This is a genomic window from Hyalangium sp. (genome assembly GCF_035629615.1).
Taxonomy (GTDB): domain Bacteria; phylum Myxococcota; class Myxococcia; order Myxococcales; family Myxococcaceae; genus Hyalangium.
In genome coordinates, this window is record NZ_DASPHO010000301.1 from 1 (window position 1) to 12,230 (window position 12,230).

Annotated in this window: 6 protein-coding genes; all 6 read right to left on the minus strand. The window is 69.3% G+C overall.

The window, feature by feature from the left end:
• Positions 1–224 precede the first annotated feature (224 nt).
• Positions 225–1,106, minus strand: coding sequence for a LysR family transcriptional regulator (locus VD972_RS15295; protein WP_324987389.1), 882 nt, complete (start codon positions 1,104–1,106; stop codon positions 225–227).
• A 181-nt stretch (positions 1,107–1,287) separates the two neighbouring features.
• Positions 1,288–2,361 (minus strand): DUF5011 domain-containing protein, encoded by a 1,074-nt coding sequence (locus VD972_RS15300; protein WP_324987392.1) that lies wholly within the window; start codon positions 2,359–2,361, stop codon positions 1,288–1,290.
• A 247-nt stretch (positions 2,362–2,608) separates the two neighbouring features.
• On the minus strand, positions 2,609–4,357 hold the full coding sequence (locus VD972_RS15305; RefSeq protein ID WP_324987395.1) for a hypothetical protein: 1,749 nt from the start codon (positions 4,355–4,357) through the stop codon (positions 2,609–2,611).
• 99 nt (positions 4,358–4,456) lie between these two features.
• Positions 4,457–5,311 (minus strand): hypothetical protein, encoded by an 855-nt coding sequence (locus tag VD972_RS15310; protein ID WP_324987398.1) that lies wholly within the window; start codon positions 5,309–5,311, stop codon positions 4,457–4,459.
• 112 nt (positions 5,312–5,423) lie between these two features.
• Complete coding sequence (locus tag VD972_RS15315) at positions 5,424–8,600, minus strand: protein kinase domain-containing protein (protein WP_324987401.1); 3,177 nt, start codon at positions 8,598–8,600, stop codon at positions 5,424–5,426.
• Positions 8,601–9,273: 673 nt separating this feature from the next.
• Positions 9,274–11,709 carry a CHAT domain-containing tetratricopeptide repeat protein gene (locus VD972_RS15320; RefSeq protein WP_324987404.1) on the minus strand — a complete coding sequence of 812 codons (2,436 nt, stop codon included), beginning with the start codon at positions 11,707–11,709 and terminating at the stop codon, positions 9,274–9,276.
• Positions 11,710–12,230: the final 521 nt, after the last annotated feature.

Here is a 12,230-nt window from a genome sequence, read left to right on the forward strand (position 1 = left end):
TCAGCCGCATGCTGACCCAAGAGCGGGAGGCATTCTATGATGATGCCGTCCGCCTCCTGCGCCGTCTGCAGCGACCAGGAGCAGTACGCCGCCTCATGCTGCGTACCCCCCCCTGAAAAGACTTAGCCCCGATGACTTAGCTCTCAGCGGCCCCACCTGAAGTAGCCGTCACCCCTGCCGATTCTGAGGACTGGGGGCCTACAGCCCCCAGCGTTCAGGCCTGCTCACGACGTCAGGTCGCCGAGGAGCTCCCGGAGGTGGGGCAGCACCATCTTGATCTTCGGAATGCCGGCGATCGCTTCGGGGACCGAGATCCTCAACGCCAGCTCGCGCCCCACGAGGTCGGGGAGGACCGGGACCAGGGCCTCCTGCGGCTCCTCCAGCATCGCGTCCAGCACCAGGCCGATGCCGAGCCCTGCGATGCAGCACTGGCGGACGAGGTGGGTGTCCGTCGCGACCAGGGATGGCTCCACCGGGAAGGTCCCGCCCTTGAGGGTGGGCCAGGCCCGTGGGTCCTCACCGGGCTTCTGCCACGTCAACAGCTCATGGTCGGCCAGCTCGGCGATGGACCTGGGCACTCCGCGTTGGCTCAGGTACGCGTTGCTCGCGACCAGCCACTCGCGCACGCGCAGGACCACGTGTGACAGCCACGGTCCTCGCGGCCTGTTCTCCCCGAAGTGCACCGCCATGTCGGTGTCGACGAGCGACTCGCTCAGCGGATCGTGGCTGAAGCGGCTCTGCAAGCGCAGGCGTGGGTAGGCGCTCCGCAGCGCCGCATAGATCTGCGTGAAGGCCTGCGGCGATACCCCCACGGGCATCACGACGCGCATGATGCCGGAAGGCTCCCGCCCCAGCTCGCGCACCGAAGAGATGAGCGCGCTGGCCTCCTCGACCATCACCTTCCCCTTCTCGGCGAGCACACTGCCCGCCTCGGTCAGGACGATGCCTTCCCGGGAGCTCTCCAGCAGCGGGACTCCCGCGCGCGACTGCAGCGAATCCACGCGGCGTCTCAGCGTCGTGCGCGACATGCCGAGCGTCTCGGCCGCGGCGTGGAACGAGCCCGCTCTCACCACGTGCATGAAGGCCTGCAGCTCCTCGAGGTCCATGGCGGCAAGAATCATCCCAGGGAGGCCCAACCCATAAGCGCCAGCAGGTGAACGGTATCTTGGTATTCGACAGCACCAGGTCAGGCTTTATTTTTGGGTTGGGACTGGCGAGCGGCCACTCCCAACGGGTTGCGACCGGCGAGCGGGCTTCGTTTTTGGACCGTCTCCCTCCCGTGAGTCCCTACCAGGGGCAGTTGACGACATCCACGGTGCGCGTCACCGGCACCGCGGTGTTGTTGCCAGGATCCGTCAGCGTGTAGCTCAGCGTGTACGAGCCCTGGACCCACCCGTTCACGTCACCCGCCACCTTCACCTGAGGGGCCACGTTGCCGTAGCACGCGTCCAGGGCCTCCACCCCAGGGTCCACCCACCCGCTGCCGCACGTGTGGGTCATGCGGGCGGCTCCCCGGAGCCTCAGCGTCGGCGGCGTCCGGTCATCCACATGCACCGAGCGGATGGCGCTCACCGTGTTCCCTATCGGAGTCCATGCGATGTACTGCACCGAGTACGTCCCCTCCGCCGAGGTGCGCGGGCCCGGTCCGTAATCATCCGGATCCTGGTCGCCTGGCACCCCGTCACCGTCGTCGTCCCCGGAGTTGTACTTGTGCACCTGAAGCGGGCCGCATGCGTCCGCCGCCCGCGCGCCGGGGTCTACCCAGGTGTCCACACCGCACTCCAGGGTCATCTCGCTGGGACCGTTGAGGACCCACGTGGGCATGCCCGGGTCCGTCTGGCACGCGTCGGTGACGCTCACCGCGTCGATGTACCCGCCCAGGGCGTCGGCCCAGCCGGTATCCGCGAAGGTGAGGCGGGTGCTGCTCCCTGGGGCCGTGACGCGCAAGGTGACATGTTGCCAGCGCGTATCCGCGAGGCCCGAGCCGCTGGTGTTCAGATCCGCCACCACCTGCCCACCCCAGAGGGCCCGGATCCGGTTGTCACCGACGCCCGGCCGAGGGGAGTAGCCAAAGGAGAGCAGGTAGGCGCGGCCTGCCACGGTATGAAGGTCCTGGAAGATCGTGGAGGGACAGTGGGAGTCGAGCTCCACGTGCTGCGCACCTTCCAACGGCGAGCCGGCCACATGATTCTGGATCTCGAGGCCGCAGCCGCTCTGGGCCGTCCATCCGCTGACGGACTGGAAGACGTTCCAGGAGCCATTTCCCAGGGCAGGCGACTCGAAGCCGCCGTTCACCACCAGGTCGCTGGAGGCCTGTGCGAAGGCTGCGCCCACCGGAAGAAGCAGTGTCAGAGAGGCCATCCACCAGCTCGTGCGATTTGCTTGCATGTATCCCCCTTGTTGAAGAGGTCCCTGTTGGACCCGTGTGGGCACTTCAGCAAGCGGGATGCCACGATGCCTGTCTCGACAATTCAGAGGGCACACTCCTGGGAAAGGGGAGGCGAAAGCACGAAATTCTCGTGTTGGCGCGTCTTGAAAGGACGCGGGCTGCTTCCCCAGCGGACGCATCAGGGCGGCTTTCCGGGACCTACGGTGAAAAAAGCCCCGGTCACTCCTCCGGGGCGCCCTTCGCCAGCCGCGGGTCCGGCTTCCCGTCCTTGCGCGCGCGCTGGCGCAGGTCCTTCACGAGCGCATACCAGCTCTCCGGCGGCGCCTCGAGAATGAGGGGATACACGCCCTGCCACCAGGCCTCGAACTCCGGCATCTTCTCTGCGCACTTGCCGCGCATCTTGGAGGACGAGCCGGCCTGCCCCGCCCCGCAGCCGGGATTTCGGTAGTAGCGGTGGCGCCGCTCCTCCCAGGCGACCAGCGCGTCCGCGCTCGCATCGAGGGTGAGGCCGCGCTGGCCATCCGTCGACGAGACCCCCCACTCGGAGTACTGCGCGCGCCGCAGCGTGCTGACCGGCTTGTCCTGGACGCCGCGCGCCTTGAGCGCCACCACGCCGCGCTCGGGGTGGATGACGATGACCCCGGTGCGGTTGATCTCCTTCAGCGTGCAGTACGAGTTGATCACGAAGACCTTCTCGTTCCGGTAGATGCACGAAGGGATCGCGAAGCGGCCGTACCAGAGGGTGGTCCCCACATGCCGCAGCGGACCGGACACAGCGTCCGCCAGCGCCTCCGCCGGCGGGTAGAGCGGGGCCGCGCTGGGAGGATCCGGCTGGAGCTTGCGCCCGCCGCCTTTCCCCTTCCACGGGTCGACGTACATCACGAGGCACGAGAAGGTGTAGTGCCAGGCGCCCTCGCGGAACTCGACCGCGCTGGGACCGCCCGGCCCGCACTCGCTCCCCCAGTCGGCGGCCACGGCGTCGGCCTGCTCCCGGGTCCGGACCTTCATGTTCGCTTCCAGCCACGCCCGGTGGACGACCGGAAGCTCCCAGCGGACCTCGTCCTTCCCCTGCGCGTGGCGCGTCGGGTCGAGCGTCTTGAACGCGCCCCAGATGGGCCGCAGCTCCTCGGGCGGGATCAGCCCCTCGAGCTCGACCTTCACGGGCTCGAAGCGGGTGCTCGGCGTCTGCACCGCCACCCTGCCGCTGGCGTCGGTCACTCCCACGCGCTCCCCGGCGCCGTCCGGTTCGCGGAAGAGGACGCGGGCGCCCACCACCGGCCGGTGCGTGAAGTACTCGAACACCCGGACGACGATGCGCGCGGCCCCGGGTCCGGCGGTGTCGGCAGCGGGCGGGGCCTTCACCGGCGGCGGCTTCTTGCCGATCAGGCCGCGCATCTCCCGGACGAGCTCGTACCAGCCCGGGGGCGGGCTCTTGAGCAGGGCGTTGTGAGCGTCCATCCAGGCCTGCTTGATCTCGGGCGTCTTGTAGTGGCACCCGGTGGGGACGCCGCCGGACGAGCCGAAGCCGGTCCAACACACCTGCTGCGCCTCGCGCGTTCTCCGGTGCATCCACTGCAGCACCTCCGCCAGCGCTGAGTCGACGCGGAGTCCGGGCAGCGGGTCGCGCACCTCGATGCGCCACTGCTCGTAGTCCTCGCGGGTGATCGAGCTGATCGGCGCGCGCGCCTCCGCGTAGAAGTAGAGCACGCCCCGCTCGGGGTGCATGATCTGGATGCCGGTGGTGTTGATCTCCCGCTTGCTGCAGTAGCGGTTGATCACGATCACACGATCGTTTCGGTAGAAGCAGTCCGGGAGCCGCTCGTTCGGACCGAAGCCAGTATCCCCGACCATCGGGACCAGCGGCCCGGAGAGCGCGTCGGCGATGGCCTCTGCCGGCGGGTAGAGCGGCGTGGAGGTGGGGGTCGGCTCGGCGGCGAGCGCCACGGCCACCAACGAGAACATCAGCATGTCGTCTCCGATGTGAGCGGACGCCCGATTCTTCACCGGATAGTATCCGTCCATCGCCGCCGGGAACTCGCCCGTCGCACTGAAGAGGGTGACCTCCGCTCACTGGCAGGTCGCCGTCTCCAGCTTCACCCGCACCGTCTGGGTCCACCAGGGCGAGAACAGGCCCGGCTTGCATTGCCAGTAGGGGCCATTCTGCGCGCAGAGCAGGTCGCACGGCCCCAGCGTCACGAGGCCGCACAGCGGCGCGTCGTCACACACCCGCTCCTCGAACAGCAAGGGCAGCCCCAGCAGGCCACAGGACTGGGGCAGCAGGCTCTCCCAGCACACGAACACCTGGAACGCCGGCAGGAGCCCCTCCAGCAACGTGGGGGACGAGAACAGGTCTCCAAAAACGGTCGACTCCTCGATGGGATACTGCGAACTGTAGATCGCGCTCCGGGCGATGGCCGGGTGGCGCCCCTCCAGGAGAATGGGGACGGACGTCCCGGAGGAGTTCAGCCGCTGCACCATGCACCCCGTCACATACCGGCGGCCGTCGACATCCAGGGCGCCGCCGAGCCACGAGGGAGCCAGCCCCCACCACCCCGTGTAGAGCTCGCCCGTCACCGGGTCTCGCACGGACTGGGCCGGGGTGAGCGCGCACTCGACAGCGGAGCGGAGCACCTGCCGGCACTCCTGGGAGACCTGGGCCAGGGAGATGCCCGGCAGCAACCCCGCGCCCTGATCGAGCGCGGCGCCGCCCAGCGTCCTCAAGGCCTGCTGGGTGCCGTGGGCCCAGAAGCACGAGGGACGCGTGCCGTTCGCCCCATTGGGAGGAGGACGCTCGTCCTCTTCCGCCTGCTCGAGAGTCGCCGGCTCCAGGCTCGGCTCGGGGCCTTCTTCAAGGCCTCCACAACCGAGGAATACCGCCAGAATGGAACTCATCAGCACACGAACACCGGGGGATAGCAGCATGGGGGACCTCCACGGGGGGAGCACGCGCTCGAGGAAGCGCCTCCTGAAGCTGCTCACTGTTCACCGTCCTCCAAGTGTCCTGCGGCTGCCTGAAGGTCGCAGCGACTGGTGACTAGCGAACAAGCTGCTCGGCTTCCCTCGTGAGGTGTGGCTGCTCCCGGGCCACATGCGGGTTCACCTGAAGTGCGGCCTCGAAGGACTGGCTGGCGCCCAGGGCCTCCTCGGTGCGCGCTTGCGGCGTGCGGGACAGGCGCGCCCGCTGGAGCTGGAGCCGCCCCTTCGTGAACAAGGCCTCCGGGTTGCGTGGGTTCCTCGAGAGCGCCTCCTCCACCCGGAGCAGGCCGCTGCGAAGGTCCTCCTCGGGGCTGCGGCCCCTGCTGGAGAGCCAGTCCGCGTGCTCCGCGTGGAGCTCGGCGGCCACCTGCCAGGGTCTGCTCCCGCTTCCAGGCCTGGAGAGCAGCACGCGCAAGGACTCGAAGGCCGCCGTGAAGCGTGCTTCCTGGCCGGCCTCGCGCCCCACGGCCGCACGGAGTGCCGTGAGCTCGAGGTTCGCCGAGAGCAGGTGGAACGAGGAGCGCAGCGGTGAGCCTGACTCGCCCGCCTTCCGCACCGCGGCCCGCGCCTTGTCCAGGGCTGGCGTTGGATCCTGTCCCAGACGCCGCTCGCGCTCGGCCTCGAGGAGGCGGCACAGGGCCAGCTCCTCGAGCAGCCAGGAGTCCTGCGGAAGCTCTCCCGCCGCTGCGCGAATCGCCTCGAAGGCTCTCTCCAGGGAGGCGCGCGGATCGCGGCCGAGCACGAAGTCATGGCGGCCCCGGAGCCTGTGCGCGCGGGCCTTCCACAGGGCGATGACCGTGGGCTCGGAGCCCGTCTGCTCGAGCTGGGACACCGCGCTGGAGAGGACCTGGAGCGCCTCGGGCGCCTCATGCCCGCGGGCGATCTCCGCCTCGAGCCTCAACGTCGCGGCCTCCAGCCGGCCGCCCACGGGCAACACGAATCCCGGGTCGAGCGCCAGGGCCCGCTCGTACTGGCGCAGCGCGCTCTCCAACTGCGGCGCCGCCTCCTGGCCTCTCGCGAGGGCCTGCCTGGCCTCTTCGAGAAAGACATCCCCCAGCTCGTTGAGCGCCCAGGTGAAGCCTGGATCCAGCGAGAGGACCTGCTGGTACGCCTGGATCGCCGGGGTCATGGAGGCCTCGCGGCCGAGCCTGGCCAGGAGCCGGCCCCGAACGGAGAGGGCCTGGGCCGCCGCATAGTGGGCCATGACATCCCGAGGGCGAGCCCGTATGCCTTCCTCGGCGGCCACGAGCGCCTCCTCCACCACGGGCAGCGTGTCCTGCGAGGCGTTGCCGCCCAGGACATGAACGCGCGCCAGAAGCACCAGGGCCCGCTGCACCCGGGCCCCCCCATCCCTCGAGCTGGCTCGCACCGCGCGGCCGCAGGCCTCCTCGGCGGCGTCGAGTGGCGGGCCGGGCGGCAAGCCCCGCGAGTAGGCCGCCCACCCCAGCTTCTCCCAGAGCTCGCACTGTGCCCGGTGCACCGCGGGATCGCTGCTGCCGATCTCGGCCGCCACCCGGTACGCCTCGAGGGCCCGGTCGAAGAGCCCCTTCATCTTCTCGTAGTCGAACGCCGCGTCATGCCTGTACCTGCTGCCCTCCGTGTACAGCGCATCCCCCTCGAGCTTCTTCGCCTCGTACAGCCAGGGCGCCTGGGCGAACGCCGCCCGTGCCTTCGCGATCGCCTCCTCGGGGTCCCCCTCGTACAGCGCGATCAACCCCTCCGCGTACTCGGGGACCTCGATCCGGGCTCCCACCGCCGCTCGGAGGTGCCGGAGCGCCGGCTCGCGGAGCTCCTGGCCGAGCAGCGCCTCCTTCTTCCTTCGCTCCTCGGGGTGGGTGATGCGCCGGGTGTCCTCCAGGGCGCGCCGGAAGAGCTCCCCGAGCGCCCGCCCCAGCGCATGCTCGAGGCTCGCCGAGGAGTAGCCCGCCGCGAGTGCCTTCTCCAGGTGAGCCCGGGACTGCTCGGGGTCCCCAAGCACGAGCTGCCCCAGCCCGAGCGCGTAGTGCCCGGGCCCCTCGCCGGCCGTGCCCGTCGCGCCCATGCCCTCGGTGATCCGCGCGAGCCGGGCGCGCACCACGTCCCGCTCCCGCTCCACGTCGTGGAGCGGCAGCCCGTAGGCCATGCGCAGGAACAGCTCCATCTCCTTCACGTGCTCACCCAGCTCCTGCCCCAGCCGGGCCTGCTCCGCGGCGTGCCGCTGCGCCTGGAGCCAGACTCCGCCCAGCCCGAGCGCTCCGAGCAGCAGCGCCCCCAGCATCACCGTGAGCAGCTTGTGCCGGACGGCCTTCTTCCAGAGGCGGTGCCTCCAGGAAGGGGGCTTCGCCTGGAGCGGCGTGCCAGCCAGGGCCCGCTGCAGATCCTCCGCGAGCGCCCGCGCGGAGTCATAGCGGCGCGCCTTCTCACGCTCGAGGCACTTCATCACGATCGTCTCGAGGGCCTTCGGGACTCCTGGCCTCACCTTGCTCAGCGGCGGCGCATCCTCGAGCGCCGTCATCAAGAGCAGCTTCCACGGGTGATCCGAGACGAAGGGAGGCCGCCCGGCGATCACGTCGTACAGCGTGGCCCCCAGCGAGTACACGTCCGTGCGGGGGTCCAGCGTGTGCACATCCCCATTGGCCTGCTCCGGCGACATGTACGCGGGCGTCCCGAGCACCTCCCCGGTCTGGGTCTGGCCCCGGTCCTCGGCCTGGCGCGCGAGCCCGAAGTCCACGACATAGGGCCACCACGTCCCATCCTCGCGCTGCTCCACGAGGATGTTGCCGGGCTTGAGGTCCCGGTGGATCAGCCCCAGCCGGTGCGCCTCGTGCACGGCCAGGGAGACCTCCTGGAGGAGCTTCACCTGCTGCTCCAGCGTCAGCTGCTCGCGCATCCGCGACAGCGGCTGGCCGTCGATGAACTGCATGACGATGTAAGGCTCGCCGTCGGCCTGCCCGGCCTCGTACACGCGGCACACGTGCTCGTGCTGGATGCGCGCCTGTGCCCGCGCCTCTGCGATGAACCTGCGCCAGAGCGCCGGATCATCACTCTTCAACAGCTTGAGCGCGACAGGCCGGCCCAGCCGGGGATCCACCGCCCGGTAGACGGTGCCGACCCCGCCCTCACCTGCCAGCTCGATGTCCGTGTACCGCTCCGCCAGGGATGGGGGGAGCTTCCTACGCGAAGGCTGCACCTCGGCACCCGTGCCCGGGAGTGTCGGGGCAAGCCCGGGAGGCCGGTGGCTGTCCTCCGTCGACATGGGAGCCCATGGTACGCCCTGCCCTCCCGGACACTGGATCGCCCTGGAGTGCCACTCGCAGGCGCTCCTGAGGAGGAGCCTCCCTGGGGAGGCCCCTTCCAGACTTCAGGCCCCGGCCGAGGCCGATGGTTCAGAAGTCGCGTCCGAGCGGTAGCTCCCGAAGGCGGCTAGGAGGAACCCACACAAGACCACCCCACCACGCACAGCACGCCCCCCCGAGATGCGCTGCGCAAGCCGAGAAGGCAATCCCAGGTGCTCCACAATGGCGCGCTCTCCGGCGGATGCCGATCGGGTCGAGGGGCAAGCCCACCCCTTCTTCGGCTCCTCCTCCACCACTCCACAGGAGGTGGGCTCACTCCTGGCGGCCCCGGCTCCTCACCCTCTTGAGGGAGCTGCCTCAGCGCCTGCCTCCACACCTCACGCAGGCGAAGACGTCCACGTCGAACGTCCTCCTCAGCAACTCGGCCCAGTCCACTCGCGGCGTCCTCTCCTGCCTCTCTTCCTGCCTCGCAGTTGTCTGCGGCGCCACCCTCGCCTCCTCCACACCTGCTGGGGGGACCAGAAATGGCCGCAGTTGCGCGCCTGGAGCGAAGACGCCGTGGAACCTCGTGAGGTTTACCCGAGGTGGAGGCACCAGGGACGCCACACGCACCCACATGGGCCATCATGTCGTTCACGGCCGTGGGCCAGGACCCAGCTCGCGCAAGGGGGTGTCCTGGCCCAGAGCAATGAAGGGAGCCCAGTAGTGAGGATGGGGCTGCGTCTCACGCAGCGAGCGCATGGCCTCGCGCAGGGCCGTGGCGCGGCCCTGCCCCGAGAGCAGGTGACGGTAGTAGGCCTCCATCAGATGCCGAGTGGTGTCGTCGTTGACCTTCCACAGGCTCATGACGACTGTCTCGGCACCTGCCACGAGGAAGGCGCGACGCAGGCCGTAGACGCCCTGTCCGAGCTTGACGTCACCTCTTCCGGTGTCGCAGGCGGACAGGACGACCAGCTGGGTGCCCCACAGGTTGAGGCCTGAGAGCTCCAGGGCTGTCGCCAGCGCGCTGTCAGGCGGGGGCTGGGTGGGACTGGAGGCTTCAGGTGCTGGAGCGCTCGCCCCCGCGAAGAGCAGGCCGGAGCGCAGCAGGGGATCCGGGGGGCGGGCCGCGAGAGGGGCCTCGCCCAGAGCACCGAAGTGGGCGACGGCGCGGGAGTGTGTGGGAGAGGGGGCGTCCTCCAAGAAGAAGCCGTGGGTGGCCAGGTGGAGGATGCCAGGGGTAGGCAGGTGCAGCAGCCGCTGCTTGGTGGCCTCCGTGCCTAGGAAGAGCTGAGCCTGGGAAAGCAGGCTCTGGATGGCCTCGGCCTCCTTACGGGTGCCTGGCAGTGGGACGGTGGCCCAGGCTCGGTGCGCCGGGCCCTCGCGCAGCGACGAGAAGAAGCGCTCGACGGAGGAGGAGCGCTCGGCTTGCGCTGAAGCCTCTCCCAGTGAGGGAGCGGGTGCCTGGAGCGAGGCGCTGAAGTCCGGGTCGGCGAGGACAGCCACGGAGGCAGCGGGCACTGTCTCCTGGGGACGGGGCAGCAGGTCCTTGCCAGAGGTGAGGTAGGTGAAGTCGAAGGTCTCCACGAGGAACTGGTGGCCATCATGCAGGGCGGCGAAGGGCACCAGGGCCAGCTGGCCATCCGGCGAGAGGAAGAGGCGGCGGGTCTTTCCCAACAGCGGAAGCAGCGGTTGGAACGCGAGCTGGTAGAGCGCCTGAGCGTGGGGCGGGTAGGTCGCATCCCGGTTGGCCAGGACGTCTCGCAGGCGCGACGCGGCGAGGTTGATGGGCTCGGCGGGGCCCAGATCGAGGGCGTGGATGGTTGCGTCAGGGAAGAGCACCAGCGCCAGGTAGCGCAGCTGTGGCTCGGGTGAGCCGGGCCTGGGCACGAGCGGGCGGTCCTCATAGGTGACGAACTCGACGAGGGCACCGTCCTTGGGCAGGGCCGCTGCGACACGGTCCACGATGGTGGCGGGAGAAGGCAGCGCGGCCAGCGCACGCAGGGGTGCGGAGCGCCTGGCCAGGCCGGCTTCGAGGGCATCCCCCTGCGCGGCGAGCTCTTTGAGCTGTTGTTGGTAGGCAGTGGGTTGCAGCCCGCCAGGGCCTTGGAAGGAGAGCCCGGCCAGCTGGGTGCGCAGCCCGCGCAACCGCTCGAAGGTGTCTTGATCCTGCGCGCCCAGGCTCCGGTAGACAGCATGGGAGATGCCGGCCATCTCCTCGACGGAGCGGCCTTTGAGGAGCAGGGCGGCGGCCAGGGCCAGACGTCTCACGCGGGCGTTGTCGGGATGCGCGCGCAGCAGCGCATAGAGTCGTTCCTCGCCGGTGCGCAGAAACTGGAGGAAGCCGGCCAGGCGCGCCTCGGAGAAGTCGAGCGCCTCTTGGCGCAGGCGCTGCTCGGACACGGCGAAGGCGCGCGTGAACAGCGGAACGGCCGCGCCGAGGCGGTCCTGGGCCAGCCTGAGGGTGGCGAGGTTGGTGAGCGAATCGGCGACATCGGGGTGGTGCTTGCCGAGGGCCGCTTCCCGAATGGCGAGCGCGCGCTCGGAGAGCGGCTCCGCCTGGCCGTACAACCCCTGGTCCTTGTAGAGGATGGCGAGGTTGTAGAGCGCGTTGGCGACGTCGGGGTGGTGCTTGCCGAGCGCCGCTTCCCGAATGGCGAGTGAGCGCTTGTAGAGCGGCTCGGCCCGGTCGTACAAGCCCTGGGCCGAGTAGAGGATGGCGAGGTTGCTGAGCGAGGTGGCGGCGTCAGGATGGTCCTTGCCGAGGGCCGCCTCTCGAATGGCGAGCCCGCGTTGAATCAGTGGCTCGGCTCGAGCGAAGTCCCCCTGAAGCCGGTGCAACCTGCTCAGCAAGTCCAGACAGTGGGCGGTTTCTAGATGCATGGCCCCGAGCAACGCCTCCCGCTGCGCGAGCGCATGTTCGCCCTTCGTCACAGCCTCGGCGTACTTGCCCGCCTTGAGGAGCTTCATCGCTTCGTCATAGGCCGTCTGCGCCGCTTGCAGCCGCTCCTCCGGCTTCTCCTCCCCCGCCGCTGCTCCTGCTGCACAACACACGACCCACACCATCATCCATCCGAGAACCTGCCGCATGCCTCTCCTTTGACAGCCAACCCAGAGCGTAGGCAGTCATCATGCCGCTCTGTCAAGTCTACCTTCCGAGGTTGGAGAGACGGGAGAAGCTCGACTTTGCCGGGAGCCAACGGAACAACGTCGACCGAGGCTACATCCCCTTTGAGAGGGCGGCTCCAAAGCCCAGGAAGCCCACGATGCAGCCTCCGACTCCAAGGATCAGGGCGGCCATCCCGCCGTCCTGCCGCCGAGACTCAGCTTCCTCGCCCTCGCGATACCTCCGGCGCATAAGAAGGAGAGGGGCAGTGTTGAAGGGAACGGGAGAGAGCAGAGAGGCAGAGGAGGACAGCTGACGAGTGCCGGAGGGCCGAGTGCCACGTCGGTGCGCGCACCGCGCAGCCCTAGAGCACCGATCAGTTTGAGATCGAGTGGTTGCGGGCACTTACGAGCGGGATCGACAGCAGCAGAGAGGTCTGATCTGGTGGGCACCCTACCTGATACGTCGTCAGGAGCCGAGGTGACCATGGGGATCAGGCGATGGA

Coding starts and splice junctions, on each gene's coding strand:
- VD972_RS15315 (WP_324987401.1), bottom strand. CDS start 8,600: ATGTCGACGGAGGACAGCCACCGGCCTCCCGGGCTTGCCCCGACACTC.
- VD972_RS15295 (WP_324987389.1), bottom strand. CDS start 1,106: ATGGACCTCGAGGAGCTGCAGGCCTTCATGCACGTGGTGAGAGCGGGC.
- VD972_RS15305 (WP_324987395.1), bottom strand. CDS start 4,357: ATGCTGATGTTCTCGTTGGTGGCCGTGGCGCTCGCCGCCGAGCCGACC.
- VD972_RS15320 (WP_324987404.1), bottom strand. CDS start 11,709: ATGCGGCAGGTTCTCGGATGGATGATGGTGTGGGTCGTGTGTTGTGCA.
- VD972_RS15310 (WP_324987398.1), bottom strand. CDS start 5,311: ATGCTGCTATCCCCCGGTGTTCGTGTGCTGATGAGTTCCATTCTGGCG.
- VD972_RS15300 (WP_324987392.1), bottom strand. CDS start 2,361: ATGGCCTCTCTGACACTGCTTCTTCCGGTGGGCGCAGCCTTCGCACAG.